Source organism: Bradyrhizobium sp. LB13.1 (genome assembly GCF_054056815.1).
Genome location: NZ_JBSRYQ010000001.1, coordinates 3899765 through 3915289 on the forward strand (window position 1 = coordinate 3899765; position 15525 = coordinate 3915289).

General features: G+C 62.1%; 18 protein-coding genes and 2 pseudogenes. 13 read left to right on the top strand and 7 right to left on the bottom strand.

Annotated features, from left to right (window positions below; all coding sequences use genetic code 11):
- The first annotated feature begins 64 nt into the window (after nucleotides 1-64).
- Both ACVWYI_RS18365 and ACVWYI_RS18370 read left to right on the top strand, forming a co-directional pair.
- Nucleotides 65-466: a PaaI family thioesterase gene (locus ACVWYI_RS18365; protein ID WP_354103602.1), complete on the top strand. Its 402-nt coding sequence runs from the start codon at nucleotides 65-67 to the stop codon at nucleotides 464-466.
- A 150-nt stretch (nucleotides 467-616) separates the two neighbouring features.
- On the top strand, nucleotides 617-1246 hold the full coding sequence (locus ACVWYI_RS18370; RefSeq protein WP_456662812.1) for an N-acetyltransferase family protein: 630 nt from the start codon (nucleotides 617-619) through the stop codon (nucleotides 1244-1246).
- 102 nt (nucleotides 1247-1348) lie between these two features.
- Here the strand turns inward: ACVWYI_RS18370 and ACVWYI_RS18375 are convergent, their stop codons facing one another.
- From ACVWYI_RS18375 to ACVWYI_RS18390, 4 genes are all read right to left on the bottom strand, one after another.
- A complete protein-coding gene (locus ACVWYI_RS18375) occupies nucleotides 1349-1654 on the bottom strand; it encodes a hypothetical protein (protein ID WP_247346545.1) in 306 nt (101 codons plus the stop codon).
- Nucleotides 1655-1749: 95 nt separating this feature from the next.
- Nucleotides 1750-2436 (bottom strand): DUF2161 domain-containing phosphodiesterase, encoded by a 687-nt coding sequence (locus ACVWYI_RS18380; RefSeq protein WP_247346547.1) that lies wholly within the window; start codon nucleotides 2434-2436, stop codon nucleotides 1750-1752.
- Between the two features lie 97 nt (nucleotides 2437-2533).
- Complete coding sequence (locus ACVWYI_RS18385) at nucleotides 2534-3214, bottom strand: SDR family oxidoreductase (RefSeq protein WP_456662813.1); 681 nt, start codon at nucleotides 3212-3214, stop codon at nucleotides 2534-2536.
- A 39-nt stretch (nucleotides 3215-3253) separates the two neighbouring features.
- Nucleotides 3254-4024 (bottom strand): tyrosine-protein phosphatase, encoded by a 771-nt coding sequence (locus ACVWYI_RS18390; protein ID WP_456662814.1) that lies wholly within the window; start codon nucleotides 4022-4024, stop codon nucleotides 3254-3256.
- 70 nt (nucleotides 4025-4094) lie between these two features.
- Between ACVWYI_RS18390 and ACVWYI_RS18395 the strand changes: the two genes are divergently transcribed.
- Entirely contained in the window at nucleotides 4095-4406 is a 312-nt protein-coding gene (locus tag ACVWYI_RS18395) for an MliC family protein (protein ID WP_354103599.1), read from the top strand.
- Between the two features lie 114 nt (nucleotides 4407-4520).
- Here ACVWYI_RS18395 and ACVWYI_RS18400 read toward each other — a convergent pair.
- Nucleotides 4521-4722: pseudogene (locus tag ACVWYI_RS18400) on the bottom strand (DUF2735 domain-containing protein).
- Here ACVWYI_RS18400 and ACVWYI_RS18405 point away from each other — a divergent pair.
- From ACVWYI_RS18405 to ACVWYI_RS18445, 9 genes are all read left to right on the top strand, one after another.
- On the top strand, nucleotides 4712-5167 hold the full coding sequence (locus ACVWYI_RS18405; protein ID WP_456664631.1) for a hypothetical protein: 456 nt from the start codon (nucleotides 4712-4714) through the stop codon (nucleotides 5165-5167). The pseudogene ACVWYI_RS18400 and the gene ACVWYI_RS18405 sit on opposite strands and share 11 nt — an antisense overlap.
- 92 nt (nucleotides 5168-5259) lie before the next feature.
- Nucleotides 5260-6294, top strand: a complete 1035-nt coding sequence (locus ACVWYI_RS18410) for a glutamine synthetase beta-grasp domain-containing protein (RefSeq protein ID WP_247443494.1) — start codon at nucleotides 5260-5262, stop codon at nucleotides 6292-6294.
- Nucleotides 6295-6490: 196 nt separating this feature from the next.
- Complete coding sequence (locus tag ACVWYI_RS18415; RefSeq protein WP_247346557.1) at nucleotides 6491-7192, top strand: GrlR family regulatory protein; 702 nt, start codon at nucleotides 6491-6493, stop codon at nucleotides 7190-7192.
- Nucleotides 7193-7204: 12 nt separating this feature from the next.
- Complete coding sequence (locus tag ACVWYI_RS18420) at nucleotides 7205-7888, top strand: substrate-binding domain-containing protein (RefSeq protein ID WP_456662815.1); 684 nt, start codon at nucleotides 7205-7207, stop codon at nucleotides 7886-7888.
- Between the two features lie 32 nt (nucleotides 7889-7920).
- On the top strand, nucleotides 7921-8742 hold the full coding sequence (locus ACVWYI_RS18425) for a tetratricopeptide repeat protein (protein WP_456664541.1): 822 nt from the start codon (nucleotides 7921-7923) through the stop codon (nucleotides 8740-8742).
- Between the two features lie 102 nt (nucleotides 8743-8844).
- Nucleotides 8845-8994: a hypothetical protein gene (locus ACVWYI_RS18430; protein WP_007591825.1), complete on the top strand. Its 150-nt coding sequence runs from the start codon at nucleotides 8845-8847 to the stop codon at nucleotides 8992-8994.
- Nucleotides 8995-9284: 290 nt separating this feature from the next.
- Nucleotides 9285-9992: a GrlR family regulatory protein gene (locus ACVWYI_RS18435; RefSeq protein WP_456662816.1), complete on the top strand. Its 708-nt coding sequence runs from the start codon at nucleotides 9285-9287 to the stop codon at nucleotides 9990-9992.
- 362 nt (nucleotides 9993-10354) lie between these two features.
- Entirely contained in the window at nucleotides 10355-11779 is a 1425-nt protein-coding gene (locus tag ACVWYI_RS18440; protein WP_354052964.1) for a DUF1254 domain-containing protein, read from the top strand.
- 51 nt (nucleotides 11780-11830) lie between these two features.
- A complete protein-coding gene (locus tag ACVWYI_RS18445; protein WP_456662817.1) occupies nucleotides 11831-13240 on the top strand; it encodes a DUF1254 domain-containing protein in 1410 nt (469 codons plus the stop codon).
- A 181-nt stretch (nucleotides 13241-13421) separates the two neighbouring features.
- On the opposite strand, the pseudogene ACVWYI_RS18450 reads toward ACVWYI_RS18445, so the two are convergent.
- A pseudogene (locus ACVWYI_RS18450) lies at nucleotides 13422-14173 on the bottom strand (IS5 family transposase).
- Nucleotides 14174-14298: 125 nt separating this feature from the next.
- Here ACVWYI_RS18450 and ACVWYI_RS18455 point away from each other — a divergent pair.
- Complete coding sequence (locus ACVWYI_RS18455) at nucleotides 14299-14838, top strand: AAA family ATPase (protein WP_456662818.1); 540 nt, start codon at nucleotides 14299-14301, stop codon at nucleotides 14836-14838.
- A 64-nt stretch (nucleotides 14839-14902) separates the two neighbouring features.
- Here the strand turns inward: ACVWYI_RS18455 and ACVWYI_RS18460 are convergent, their stop codons facing one another.
- On the bottom strand, nucleotides 14903-15520 hold the full coding sequence (locus tag ACVWYI_RS18460) for an Isoquinoline 1-oxidoreductase subunit (protein ID WP_456664542.1): 618 nt from the start codon (nucleotides 15518-15520) through the stop codon (nucleotides 14903-14905).
- Nucleotides 15521-15525 lie beyond the last annotated feature (5 nt).

The following is a 15525-nucleotide window of genomic DNA, read 5'->3' on the forward strand; positions in this document are numbered from 1 at the left end:
ACGTCATTGCTTTGCCGCGCGAAGCAATTCACGCTGAGACAACAATGAATTGGGAGGAGATCCGATGACGCCGCTCGAGAAACTTAAAGCGATGAAGATGCCGTTCGCCGAGCTTAAGGGCGTCGAGTTCGTCGAGGCGGGGAAAGATCGCGTGGTGGCGCGGATGATGGTCAGGCCGGATCTCTGCACCCTTCACCACACCATCCACGGCGGCGCAGTGATGGCGCTGGCCGATTCCGTTGGCGCTGCGGCCACCGTGATCAATCTGCCGGAGGACGCCACGGGCACGACCACACTCGAGAGTAAGACCAATTTCATCGGCGGAGCCAAGGAGGGAACCACGATCGTCGCAACCGCTACCCCGATCCACCGGGGCCGGCGGACCCAGGTCTGGACCACCCGGCTGGAGACTGAGGACGGCAAGCTGGTCGCGGTGGTGACCCAGACCCAGCTGGTCCTCATATGAATACGGGGGATTGATTTTGTTAACGAATTAGTCGTTTCCGATGCCCGAAACTTGGGCAGGTTCCCGTCTTGAAAAATTTGTTGCGATGCACAATATTGGAGGTCTAGGGATTCGAACGCCTCCTCGAGGGACACCAAGAGGAGTTTAGACTTGTCACTCGAAGCAGATTTCGCACTTGAAGAAACCAACCGCACGAAGTCCGTTCAGGGCTATGTGCGGACCTTGAGCCAACAGGAAGAATTGCCGCTTTTGCGCGATCACCTGCTGAGGCTCGATGCCGGAAGCCGGCACGACCGTTTCAACGGTTTTCTCGACGACAGTTTTATCGAGCGTTACGCCGCCCGCTGTGCCGAGGACGGCACTGTGATCGTCGCTTACATCGTCGACGGCGTGGTCCGCGGTGCAGCCGAGCTGCATCCGCCTGAGGACGATTCACTGCCCGAGGTCGCCTTCAGCGTGGAGGCCTCAGCGCGGCGCCAGAACGTCGGCACCGTGCTGTTCAGCCGCCTGATCGCGGAAGCGCGCTGGAAAGGCTACAAGCGCCTGCGCATCACCACGGGCGCCGAGAATCACGCAATGCGGGCGCTCGCCAGGAAGTTCGGGGCGGATCTGCAATTCCGTCATGGCGAATCGACCGGGACGATCGATCTCGCCAGGGCACCTGAGGACGAACTCGCCGATCTCGCCGCCTCGCCATTCACGGCCGGCCGCGCTCTGCTCAGCTTCAACTCGACCTGCTGGAAGATCATCTCCAGCATCTATGGCAATCGCGCCGCCTGACCTGAAACAGCCGACTGGAATCAAAAAAGCGGACCGGCAAAACTGGTCCGCTTTCGTATTGGAAACAGAGAACTGACGTATTGGAAACAGAGAACTGAGCGCTCAGGTGCCGGTGCGCTTGTCGTTGCCGAAGCGGCGCACGACGCGGCGTTCGACCACCACCGAGCGCTGCGCGCCCTGTTCGCCGGCGATCACGCGGGTCGAGGTGATGCGGCTGTTGGTGCGAACCTGCTTCTTGACCTCGGCCTGGACGACATCGAGCGGCATGCCCATCAGGGCTGCGGCGATCTCGGCCTGCTGCTCCTGATCGTCGGTGATGCCGACGGCGGCGAAGATCGCCTCGTCCAGGGTCGGCGGATCGTGGCGCACGCGCCGCGTGCCATATTTGGTATTCCAGTCTGTGTTCATAACGGCCTCGTTTCGATGCCGGGATACCTAGTGCCGTCCATGTTGCATTGCAATATGAATTTCATGTGGCAGCTCAGCTATGCACCGGTTGGGTGTCAGGGCGGTGACGCGACACCCTCAACAACCTCAGCCCGCTGTTGCGGCCAGCGCTTCAGCGCCGCGCGTCCGGCCTCGGTCAGCCCGTAGATTCCCCGCTCCGTGCGTTCGAACCAGCCATACACATTGTTAAGCATGATCTTGCCGGCATCGGGACAGCGTTGGCGCAATTCGACCACGCGCCGCGGGCCGGCCGCAAGCTCCGAGGCGCAGGCGAGAGCCTGCTGCCGATAGGCCGTCATGATCGGCGCGCGGGTGCTGCCGCCGAGCACAGGATCGCCCTGGCGGCGCTGATGCTCTGCGACCAGGCGCGAACGCACCTTCGGCTCACGGCGCGGAGCTGCCGTCGGCGGCTTCACCAGCACCTCGACCTGGCCGCGGTCGGTCACTCCGAGCATACCGAAGCCGAGACGGCGGCAGAGATTGCGATAGCGCGCGTCAGTCTCGCGTCCCTTGCCGCGCGCTGACATCTTTGCGGCGATCCAGACCTCGTCGCCGGCGGGTGCGCGGTCGACCGCCTGAAGAATCAGCTCGAGATTGAAGGCGAGCTTGAGCTCGCCGATCACTACGACAGGCGGATCGCCGGCGCTGAGGCCCACGAGATCGCAGCCGACGATCTCGCCCTTGACCGTGAAGCCCAGCTCTTCGAGGAAGCGTTTGACAGGCAGATAGAGCGTGGTTTCCACGGCACGTCCGATCGGAGAATCAGTTGCGGGCAGTGTAGAGCTTTCCTGGTCCCGATTGAATCGGAGCAGGGGCAGAGACAATCAAGCCGGTATGCGACTAAACCCGCCCGCCCACCGGGATCAGCGCGCCGGTGACGCCGCTTGCGGCATCGCCGGCGAGGAACAGGATGACCTCCGCGAGCTCCTGGGGCGTCACCCACTTGGCGAAGTCCGCTTTCGGCATGTCGGCGCGGTTGGCCTTAGTGTCGATGATCGAAGGGAGCACTGCGTTCACCGTGACCTTGCCTTTCCACTCGCTCGCAAGCGCCTCGGTGAGGCGATGGACGCTGGCTTTCGACGCCGCATAGGGGCCCATGCCCGAGCCGGCCTGAAGCGCGCCCATGGCGCCGATATTGACGATGCGACCGGCATTGGAGGCGGCCAGATGCGGCAGCGCCGCGTGCGAGGCGTTGAGCGCCGTCAGCACGTTGAGCGCATGCATGCGCTGCCATGTCTTGATGTCGCCGTCGCCGATGGTCTCGAACGCGAATCCGCCGGCGATGTTGATCAACCCATCGAGCTTGCCGAAGTGCTTCGCGGCCGCATCGACCGCCGTCTTCGCCTGCGCCGCGTCGGACAGATCGACGCCGCCGATCTCGATGCGTTCAGGCGTCGCGGAGATTTGCGATGGCGCATGGTCGATGCCGGCGACGCGCGCGCCGCGCGACTGCGCGGCCTCGGCGACGACTTTTCCAAGTGCGCCGAGTGCTCCGGTCACGATCAGAACCTTGCCTTGCATCGTCGTTCTCCCGGCGCGGCCGATTGAGATTTACGGCGCTTACGATTGCAGATAACGCGCCTTCAGCGCGGTCCGCTCCGGCGTGCCGAGCTTGAGGCCGTCGCGCAAGTAGGTTTCGAGATCGCCATATTCCTTGCCGATGGCTTCGAAAGCCGCGGCAAGATACGAGGCATCGACGTTACCGATGGCGTTGCGGACGTCCTCGGGCAGATCGGTGGCGGCCGTCGCATCGCGCTTGTAGTGCTGGTTGGTCAGCAGGTAGTCCTCGGCAATGACCTCGTCGGCGACGCCGAGCGCATGCAGGATGAGCGCGCTGGCAAAGCCGGTGCGATCCTTGCCGGCGGTGCAGTGAATGATGAGCGGGGCGCGGTCCTCCAGGAGATGACCGAACAGGTTGCGGAAACTGGCCGTGTTGTGGCGGACATAATTGCGATAGGATTCGCGCATGAGTTCGAGCGCGACCGGCGCGGTCAGCGAGCCCCGGGCGAGCTCGGCGCGCAATGCGGCCACGACCGTCGGTTCGATCGGCAGTGAATGCACGGCGATCTCGTTCACCACACAGACGTCCGCCGTCCGCTCCTCGACACCACGAAAGTCGAACGCGCTGCGCACGCCGAGCGCACGGACGATCTCGATATCCGCGACGGTGAGCTGGCCGAGATGGTTGGAGCGGAAGATGTGCCGCCAGCGCGTGGTACGGCCATCTGCGGTCGGATAGCCGCCGAGGTCGCGAAAATTGCTGGCGCCTTGCAGGGCGAGGTGGCGAGCGGGGGCAACTTGTAAAGAGGAGTCTTGTAAAGAGTCTTGCATGAGATCAGCTTGGGTTATGGTTCCATGGACGCGCGACGGGCGTCCTTGAGATCTATTACAGGGGGCGATCATGGGCCGGCACAAGGCCATTCTTTTGGCGGTCACCATGCTGGCGGGCGGAATTATCGGTGCACGGCAGGCCGATGCGCAGACGTTCCGGAGCTATCGCTGCGCCGATGGTACGCAGTTCATCGTTGGGTTTTATGACGAGGACAAGCGCGCCTTCCTCCAGATCGACGGCGAGCCGGTCACGCTCGCCAAGCGGCTGACGGTTTCCGGCGCGCGCTATTCGGGGGCGGGGATCACGCTTGTGATCGGCAAGACCGGGAGCACCACCGTCAGGCATCTGAAGCGGCCGGTCACGGCTTGTGCGGGGATCTGAACGGCGGCAATCCCGCAGGAATCAAAAAGGGCCGAAACATCGTTGTTTCGACCCTTTTTCAAACTGCCGCCGGTCGCCCAAGAGAGCGCGGCGATATCAAACCGACCACAGGCATCAGCGATCCCATTTCGGCTTGGCTTCGTCGATCGCGTCCTGATGATACCAGCTGCCGCTGCAGATAGTCTCGTTCACGGGGAGAGAGACGTGATCGGCGAGGCCGGTTTCACCGTGGCGGCGTCCTGCGAGCGCCGCGCGGCCCCCCGACAGGGAATTGGTAGATCGTTGCAGATCCGTGACTCAGACCATTGTTCATCATTTCGATTTCTCCTCCGGCCCAGGCGATCGCCTCCATGGTGCGCCCGACTCGTTCGATTGTGGTTACTGGATTCCCCATATCGGCCGCGCATCCTGAAATGCAAAGTGCTGAAAAGGAAATCAGTTGCAGCCCATTTTGTAGGCAAGAAGCCTTCTGCATCCCCCAAGGCACCATGGCCGTGACCAACGCGTTGGCCATTCCAAAGGTTGCGGGCCGGGGCCAGCGCCTTTGCGAAAATTGCTGGACGCTGATGCGCGTTTCATCGGCAACCTCCGGCACGCGTTCGCCTGCTCCAGAATCAGGCGTTTTCAGCGGGATTTTTGCGGTGCAGCTTCACGCAAAGGTGCGCCGCTATGACGCACGCCGCGGTGGTCGATCTGCCTCGAGCGAGGGCAGGCCGGTAGCGGTGGAAAACCTCCCGCACTGCGGCCTTTTGGCACGTTAAATGCTTGTGAAGGGTCGGCCGATGGTGGCCGGGTAAACAATCGTGCGGGGGCCTACGGCCCCCACCTTTCGCATCATCTACAGAGAGGCTCAATGACCAAGTACAAGCTCGAGTACATCTGGCTCGACGGATATTCGCCGACTCCGAACTTGCGCGGCAAAACTCAGATCAAGGAATTTTCGTCGTTCCCCACGCTCGAGCAGCTTCCGCTCTGGGGCTTCGATGGCTCCTCCACCCAGCAGGCCGAGGGCCACAGCTCCGATTGCGTGCTGAAGCCGGTCGCCGTGTATCCCGACGCCGCGCGTGAGAACGGCGCGCTCGTGATGTGCGAAGTCATGATGCCCGATGGCAAGACCCCGCACTCCACCAACAAGCGCGCGACCATTCTCGACGATTCCGGCGCCTGGTTTGGCTTCGAGCAGGAATACTTCTTCTACAAGGACGGCCGTCCGCTCGGCTTCCCGGCCTCGGGCTATCCCGCGCCGCAGGGTCCGTACTACACCGGCGTCGGCTACGCGAACGTCGGCGGCGTCGCGCGCAAGATCGTCGAAGAGCATCTCAACCTCTGCCTCGCGGCAGGCATCAATCACGAAGGCATCAACGCGGAAGTTGCGAAGGGCCAGTGGGAATTCCAGATCTTCGGCAAGGGCTCCAAGAAGGCCGCTGACGAAATGTGGATGGCTCGCTACCTGTTGCTGCGTCTCACCGAGAGCTACGGCATCGACATCGAATTCCACTGCAAGCCGCTCGGCGACACCGACTGGAACGGCTCCGGCATGCACGCCAACTTCTCCACCGAATATATGCGTACGGTCGGCGGCAAGGAGTACTTCGAGGCGCTGATGGCGGCATTCGACAAGAACATCATGGACCATATCGCCGTCTACGGCCCGGACAACGACAAGCGTCTGACCGGCAAGCACGAGACCGCGCCGTGGAACAAGTTCAGCTACGGCATTGCCGATCGCGGTGCCTCGATCCGCGTTCCGCACTCCTTCGCCAACAACGGCTACAAGGGCTATCTGGAAGACCGCCGTCCGAACTCGCAGGGTGACCCATACCAGATCGCTTCGCAGATCCTGAAGACGATCGCGTCCGTGCCGGCCGACAAGAAGGCCGCGGCCTAAGATCCTCCCGGCCCGGGCTGGGGGCTGGCCCGGGTTGGACTTTTGATCCGCCGGAGTCGAAAGACTCCGGCGGATTTTTGCATTCTGATGACAGTCGTTGCGGAGGCCCCTCGGACCTCGATCGCGCGAAATTTGTCCATCGCCGCCGAAAGCGGGATAGAGTGCGTCTGGATGCACGCAGGGCCGGGGACGGCTGGTGTTTGAAGGCTTCTACAAGGTGAGATTTCAACTCGGCGACGGGGTCGGCCGAAGCGTGATGCATGCCAGCAACGGCAAGATGCTGGGCGGCAATTCGGCGTTCGCCCATATCGGCACCTACGCCAAGACCGAAGGCGGCGTCGAGGTCGTGATCAGCACCGTTCGCCACAACCCCGACCCGAGCTACCGCGCCATGGCGGGGACCGACGACGCGACCTTGCTGGCCAAGGGTTGGGCCGACGGCGATCTCTATCGTTTCAAGGGCGAGCTGAAAGAGCTGCCCGGCGTGCCCTTCCAGTCGTTGATGACGCCGATCACCGAAGACGAGGTGCCGATCGCCGGCGGCGTCGGCGAAGCCGGCATCGCCGACGGGCTCTACTCCTTGCATCTGCGCCTGCTCGACGGCGTCGACGGCGGCCTCACCGGCGTGATGCTGCTCAACAAGGGCCGTATCCTCGGCGGCGATGCCTCGTTCTACTATCTCGGCAGCTACACCGCCGCCAACGGGCGCTGGAAGGGCCAGATCCTCAATCAGGAGCACACGCCGGCCAAGGACGATCCGATCTTCGGCGGCCACGAGGTCGGCATCGGCTTCTCCGGCACCTATGACGCTGAGCAGGCGGTGCTGGAGGCGACGGCGCTCGCCGGCAAGCGCAGCCTGCGCCTGACCGCCGCCCTCAAGCTGATGCACCGCGCCTGATAGGAATCGCTTATGGAAAAAATTCGCATGCTCTCGACGCTCGGCCTGATGGGCGCGATGCGCAGCCTGTCCTCCGCCTTCGAAGACGCGACAGGCATCCATATCGATGCCGACTTCGCGCCGACCCTGGCCTTGCTGAAGCGGCTGCGCGACGGCGAGGCCGCCGACCTCGTGATCCTCACCCGTGAGGGGCTCGACGAGATGATCGGCGAGGGCCGCGTGGTCGCCGAAAGCGCGGCCGACCTGGCGCGCTCCTTCGTCGGCATCGCGGTGCGGGCAGGGCAAGTGCATCCCGACATCTCCAGCGAAGCCGCATTGCGCAAGACGCTGCTCGCGGCGCGGTCCGTCGCCTATTCGCGGCTGGGTGCGAGCGGGGTTTATTTCGCGCAGTTGATCGTGCGGATGGGGATCGCGGCAGAGATCAGCGCCAAGGCTGCTATCGTCGAGCAAGGCTTTACCGCGGAGCGGCTCGTGAGCGGCGAAGCAGACCTCGCCGTGCAGCAGATCAGCGAGCTGAAGCAGGTCGAAGGCATCGAGGTGATCGGCCCGATCCCGCACGACCTGCAAACGCCGGCCGTGTTCTCCGCCGGCCGCATGGCCAGCGCAAAGCAAGCCGACGCAGCGGACCGGCTGCTGCGCTACCTGGCGTCGCCCGAGGTCGTCCCCGTGCTGCGCCAATCGGGACTCGAGCCTTGAACTTGCCGGGGCGGGGACCCAACGTAGTGTCCATGCGGACCTTCCTCGTTGTCATCCTCCTCACGCTTGCGGTGCCGTTGTCGGCGCATGCGCAATCGGCCGATCTCGTCCTGTGCGACCGGGTCGCCGCCGATCCCAGCGATCCCGACAAGCCGGCCGACATGAGGGGCGTGACGGAGATTGCAGCTTCCGACGTCGCGACCGCGATCAAGTTCTGCAAGCAGGCCGCGTCGTCATCGCGGCGCGCGATGTTCGCGCTCGGCCGCGCCTATGCGGCCAACCGGCAGACGGCCGAAGCGATGGCTGCCTGGCGCAAGGCCGCCGACAAGGGATCGAGTGCGGCAATGGTCGAGCTCGGTGTGGCCTACGGCACCGGCTCCGGTGTCGCCAGAGATGAAGCGCAGGCGCGCAAATTGTTCGAGAAGGCGGCGCAGGCCGGCAATCCCCGCGGCGTCAGCAATCTCGCCGCGCTCGGCGGCACCGGCGGTGCCGCCCCGGCCGATCCCGCGCAGGCGCGCGCATTGCTCGGCAAGGCCGCTGAGACCAATGCGGAGGCGCAGTACCAGCTCGGTGTGATGCTTTCCGAAGGCACAGGCGGCGCGAAGGACGACGCCGCGGCGCGCGCGCTGTTCGAGAAGGCGGCGGCGCAAAACCATCCCGGCGCGCTGGAGCGGATGGGCGCCTTCGCGCAGGAAGGCCGCGGCGGACCAAAGGACAAGGACGCCGCGAAATCCTATTACGAGCGCGCCGCAGCGCTCGGCGACGAGGATGCCAAGCAGGCGCTGGAGCGGCTGCGCTGTCCCTATGCGATCAAGGACAAGCAGGGCAAGCTCGTCACCACGCTGTGCTTCTGAGCGTCGCCGGAGGGAAGCGGTCTTTCGGCCGTTGGCAGGCAAGCGTGACGGAACCTGGCTCGTCCGTACACTGTTGATGGCGAGACAGAACGGAGTGCAACTATGATCCGCAAACTGGCATCCGGCGAATACCGCCTCTATTCACGCAAGGTGAATCCCAAGACCGGCAAGCGCCGCAACCTCGGCACATTCAGAAGCAGAGCTGCGGCCGAAAAGCACGAGCGCGAGGTGCAGTATTTCAAGCGTCACTGACGCATGAGGAGGGCCGTCCAGCGCCGGCCGCAACAAAAAAGTCGAAAAACAACCCCATGCACAGTAGCCAAGTCGTTGAAATCACTTGGCTGCTGAAATCACCCTTTTGGGTGAAATCGCTCATTGCGGATTTAGCGAAAGCAACTTGCTCCGTCGGGCAAAACAGGGGCATGATGGCATCATGGCAAGCGTGGCTCCGCGAATGGCCCTGCGCGGAAAAGCCGGATGGCCTTGGTGCGGCGGCGGTGCTAGTTAGCCCGCCATTCCCTTTTATTTGCAGGTCAATTGCGTTGCTGGACGGACTTTACAAGGTTGAATACGGCATCCACGATGCGTTCGGCCGCAGCATCATGTGCTTGCATGACGGCAAGATGCTGGGCGGCAATTCGGCGTTCGCGCACCTTGGAACGTATCAGGAGCGCGACAACGGCGAGATCGTAGCCGAAGTGATCACCGAACGGCATAACGACGATCCTCACCACAAGCCGCTGATGGGCGCGGATGTCGCCTCGATCGGCGCACGCGGGCGATTAATCGGCGACCAGATTCGTCTCGCGGGCAGCGCGGACACCATGCCGGGGGGGCATTTCTGGGCCAATCTGACGCGGCTCGACGATGGAGCGCTGCCGCCACGCGGCACGATCGGAGCGGGTGGCATCGCCAACGGGCTCTACGGCATCAGTTTGCGCGCGCTCGACGGTGTCGATGCCGGACTCTCCGGTGTCATGCTGCTGATCGACGGCCGCATCCTGGGCGGAGATGCGTTCTTCTACTATCTCGGCTCCTATTCCTCGGCGGACGGCCGCTGGAAGGGCGAGATGCTCAACCAGGAGCATACGCCGGCGAAAGGCGAAAACCCCGTGTTCGGCGGCTACGAGGTCGGGATCGGCTTCTCCGGGACCTGCACGGCGGACAGCGGCGAGCTCGAAGGCATCGCGCTCGCCGGCAAGCGCAGCCTGCGCCTCGCGGCCTCGCTCAAGCTGATGAGAAGGGCCTAGGACGGTACTCAAAGATCCGGGATGTCCGCTTGCGAGGATAAAGCGGCGGCCTGACGTGCCACTCACGGCGAGCTCGGCAAGTGGGCCCGTTCGAGACGTGCCGGTCCGATCTGACCCTGTCCGCTTGCCCAGTCAGACCGGAAGTCATCGCCCCAGGGGCGAACCGACGCGATTGACTCAAAGCGGCCTTTTCAGAACGGATTTGCGGGGCAGTATTGGGAAAGTGCTTTTCAGTTCACGTTTTAATCCAGCAACCACAATGCCTTGCGGCAAGTTGCCGTTTTCGCATAGACCGCCAAAGCTATTCCGAGAATAATCATCGCTGCACTATTTTTGCGTGCGTGTCGGTATGGGAGATTCACATGACTATTCGAGCGAGAGCGCTGGCCGCTGCTTTATTGGGATCGATATGTGCATTGTCGCCCAAAGTTGCGCAGGCGCAATGGCCGGATATCCGTGAGGCAAAGGCCATCGCCGAGGAAGGTTTCATCTACGGGCTGCCCATCGTCATGAACTACGCGGTGATGGACGAGTATGCGGTGGACAGGAACTCGGGACAATTCAAGGCGCCGTTCAATCAGATCAATAACGAGGCGAGGGTCTTCACCTACAAAGACACGGCCGTCATAACCCCCAATAGCGACACGCCGTATTCGATCTTGTGGACCGATCTGCGTGCCGAACCGATCGTTCTCTCAGTGCCGGCTGTCGAGAAGAGCCGCTACTACTCGGTGATGCTGTGCGACGGCAATACGTTCAATTACGGATATGTCGGTAGCCGCGCAACCGGCAGCGAGGCCGGTGACTATATGGTTGTCGGTCCCGATTGGCAGGGCGCCACGCCGCCCGGCATCAAAAAGGTCTTCCAGTCCTCAACGCAGTTTTCGGCCGTTGCCTACCGCACGCAACTTTTCAATGCTGCAGACATGCCGAACGTTGAGAAGGTCCAGGCCGGCTACAAGGCGCAACCCTTGTCGGCCTATCTCAACCAGCCGGCACCGCCCGCTGCGCCCGCGATCGACTTTCCCAAAGCCAATGCGGAGTTAGTGAAGAAGAACTTCTTCGAGTATCTCGACTTCGCCTTGCAGTTCGCGCCAGCCGGACCAGAGGAAAAGGAAATTCGCGCCAAGCTTGCGCGCATTGGCGTCGGTGCAGGCAAGACCTTCGAATTCAAGAATCTTCCGATCACGCACAAGCTTGAAATCGGGCTGGGGATGAAAGACGGCGAAGAGAAGGTTGAAAAGTATCTGGCCAGCGGACAGAAAGACGTCAATGGATGGAAAATCGGATCATTATTTGGAGACCGGCAGTTCTACAATGGCGATTGGCTGAAGCGTGCTGCCGCAGCCAAGGGCGGCATCTATGGCAACGACGCGGTCGAGGCCGTTTATCCAATGACGAAGACGCTTGCTGATGGCGAGGTCCTCGACGGCTCGAAGCACCAATACACCCTCACTTTTCCTGCCGGACAATTCCCGCCGGTGGACGCCTTTTGGTCTGTCACGATGTACGACGGCAAGACGCAGTTGCTGATCGAAAACCCGATCAACCGCTACCTGATCAATTCGCCGATGCTGCCGGGCATGAAGATGAACGCCGACGGCTCGTTGACGCTCTACATTCAGAACAAATCACCGGGCGCCGACAAAGAATCCAATTGGTTGCCTGCACCGAACGGGGACATCTACCTCGTCATGCGGCTCTATTGGCCGAAGACCGAAGCACCCTCGATCCTGCCGCCGGGCACAGGCGCATGGCAACCGCCCGACATCAAGAAGGTCTCATAGATTCGTACCTGACATGGCAGTTCGACTCGAACGAAGCGGAGAGGTTTAGACATGAAGGGCATCACACGCAGAGGCTTTGTCGGCGGGATTGCTGTCCTCCCTGCACTCCATTCCTCGGCAGCCCGCGCCCAGGCCGGCATCAGTCCGGCAGAAGCCCGCGCCATTGCGAAGGAGGCTTATATCTACGGCTTCCCGATCGTGGACAATTACCGCATCCAGCATGCATATTGGATGGATAAGACGAACCCGGAATACAAGGGGCCCTTTAACCAGATATGGAACAGCGCGCGTGTCTTTACACCCGCGGACAAGGCGATTCAGACACCCAACTCGGATACGCCTTACTCATTCATCGGCGCGGACCTGCGCTCCGAACCTCTCGTGCTCACGGTGCCGGCGATCGAAAAGGAGCGCTATTTCAGCGTCCAGCTGATCGATTACTACACCTTCAACTTCGACTACATCGGCACACGCGCGACCGGCAACGGAGGCGGCAGCTTCCTGCTCGCTGGGCCCGGCTGGAAAGGCGCAACGCCGAAGGGCATCAAGAAAGTGTTTCGTTGCGAGACGGAATTGGCGATCCCCACCTATCGCACGCAGCTCTTCAACCCTGAGGACATCGACAATGTGAAGAAGGTCCAGGCCGGCTACAAGGTACAGCCGCTATCCGCGTTTCTCGGCCAGCCTGCACCCATCGCCGCCCCGGCCGTTGATTTCATCAAACCGCTGACACCTGGAGAGGAGAAGACCTCACTCCAGTTCTTCAACATCCTGAACTTCGTCCTGCAATTCTGCCCAACGGTCCCATCCGAGAAAGCGCTGATGGCGCGCTTCGCCAGGATCGGCGTCGGCGCGGGCAAGACCTTCGACGCGAGCAAGCTCTCGCCCGAGATGGAGACGGCCATCGAGCAGGGGATGGCCGATGCCTGGATTGCCTTCGCCGGCCTGAAGAAAGATTTTGAAGAGAGAAAACTGGCCTCCGGCGACGTCTTCGGCACGCGGCAGTATCTGAAGAACAACTACCTCTACCGGATGGGTGCCGCCGTGCTCGGTATCTACGGCAATTCGAAGCAGGAGGCGATGTATCCCGCTTATTACGTGGATGCGACGAAGCAGAAGCTGGACGGCACCAGCCGTTACACCATGCGCTTTGCGCCGGGCCAGTTGCCGCCCGTCAATGCGTTCTGGTCGCTGACCATGTATGATGAGCCGCAGAGTCTGCTGGTGGCCAACCCAATCGACCGCTATCTGATCAATTCACCGATGCTGCCGCAGCTCAAGCGCGATGCCGACGGCGGGCTGACGCTGATCATCCAGAACGAAACCCCGGGTAAGGAAAAGGAAGCCAACTGGCTGCCTGCCCCCAAGGGGCCGTTCTCCATGATCATGCGTCTCTATTGGCCGAAAGAAGCAGCGGTGGAAGGCAAGTGGGAGCGACCGCCGCTGCAGCGAGCAGGATAAGATTCAATGGAATCATCCCGGTGACCACTTCTGCTATTGGCCCATCGCGTCGGTTGGCGCAGTGCAGCGGCAGGTCTGGAGTGGGGAGTCGAGCGAAGTCGCGCGGCGTGGAGCCCAGAGGCGCTTGTGACCCGCAACGGACATCGCGCGCCCTTGCGGCTTCACTAGGGTCTGTTGGGATTCATCTGGAGTTTATCGCGGCCGCGGCCAGATAGATCATTGAAGTGAAGCTCTGGTCGGTCTTGTCGGCGCGCATTGCGATGCGCTTGAATTCCTTGAGCTTGCCGAAGAAGTTCTCGATGAGATGCCGCCATTTGTACATCTCCTTGTCGATGGCGAGAGGCTGTGCACGGCGCGGATGCTGGGAGATGACGACTTTGGCGCCACGCGCTTCGAGTTCGGCGATGATGGCGTTGCTATCGAAGGCCTTATCAGCGATCAGCGCGTTGAAGGCCAATCCCTCGATGAGCGGCGGCACGCCCACCGTATCGAAACGCTGTCCCGGCAGGAGCACGAAGCGCACGAGATTGCCGAGCGCATCGGTGAGCGCCAGAATTTTGGTGGTCATGCCGCCTTTCGAGCGGCCGATCGCCTGGCTTTGCGTCCCCCTTTTGCGCCCTGACCGTGGCGGTGGACCTTGACGATGGTGGCGTCGACCATGGCGTATTCCATGTCGGGATCGTCGGAGATGGCCTCGAACAGCCGCTTCCAGACATCCGCCTTCACCCAGTCGCGAAAGCGCGTGAATGTGCTATTCCAGTGGCCGAACATCGCCGGCAGATCCCGCCAGGGACTGCCGGTTCGGGCGATCCACAGAACGGCCTCGACAAACAGTCGGTTGTCCTTGCCGCTGCGGCCCGGATCTCCCGGCTTGCCAAGACAATGCGGCTCCATCTTCGCCCATTGGGCGTCAGTCAAAACGAATCGGTCCATCCCAAGCTTGAATCACAACCAAGCCCCGATGAGAATCCTGAATCCCAACAGACCCTAGGTCATGTCGACAATGAGCGACCGAAATATTATCCGGCAATGAGGCTGAACTACCATCTGCAAGTTGAATGCCTGAACCTCTGATCGAACGTACGGTAATTATTGGAAACAGCGGCTCAGGCAAAAGCACGTTGGCCGAAGCCATTGCGATTCTCGCCGATATCCCCGCGATTGATCTTGATCTGTTGCACTGGGAAGACGATGGCTTTGGCTCAAAGCGAAATGAAGCCGTCGCGCGAAAGATGGTTCTCGATATTTCAGGTCAGCCGCGCTGGATCATCGAAGGTGCATTCGGATGGCTTGCGGAAGTCGCCCTTCCCAAAGCAACCGCTCTCATTTGGCTAGATTTTCCCTGGAGCCTTTGCCGCGCCGGTCTGCTGGCTCGCGGTCTGCGGCGAGGAGCAACAAATCATGACGCCGCCGAACTGATGAAGTGGGCGGAGGCCTACTGGACTCGGCAGACACCTTCGTCGTTTGCTGGTCACTCTAAGCTGTTCAACGATTTTCCAGGTACGAAGTTGCGGCTAGAGAGCCGAGAACAAGTTGCCCAATTGATCGATAAGTCGCGAGACGGGACGACCAATATTGATCCAAGTTTTAGGCCTTAGGCTGCGAAGTAGGCCGCTTTACCCTCGGGAGCCGACATTTAGTTGATGAGTGCTCGTCTTCGCGTCACGGCGCGGGACACGCCGCTCCGGTCTTCACCCAGGCCTCCACCAGCGCGCCGGCCTGCTCCTGCGTGCCCGGCGCGGGCGAGCGGCCGAAGCCGGGCTTCCAGGCCCAGCCGACGAGGGTGTCCTTGCCGATATGGTCGATCAGGTCTTCCACCTTGCGCCCGCCATTGCGCGCGGGATCCCTGATCTGCTCGCAGATCTCGCCGATGGTCTTGCCCTCCCACGCCATCTCGCGTGGTGCCAGATGCCATTCGGGATGGCCGGGCATGCGGCCGGGCTCGAAATTGGCCTTCTGGTGGCAGGTGTTGCAGCGCATCGCGTCGAGCCCATGGCCGTCGGCGCCGCGTGTGACCGGCGGCTGATGCAGGCGGGCATTGTCGCCCTGGTGCGGCCTGTCGCCGGCCGGATGACAATTGGTGCAGCGCGGATGCGTCAGCACCTTGCCGAGCTCGGTGAAGATCGCAGCCGATCGCTTCTCGGTCTCAGTGATGCCGGCGAAGCTTTCCGGTGAGGCCAGCGCATGGCCCGCGCTTTCCGAGGCGGCGTAGCCCGCACTGAGACTGCCGGCGAGTGCCGCGACCGCGGCCATCATCTTGAACCGCGCATCGGAGATCATGGCGC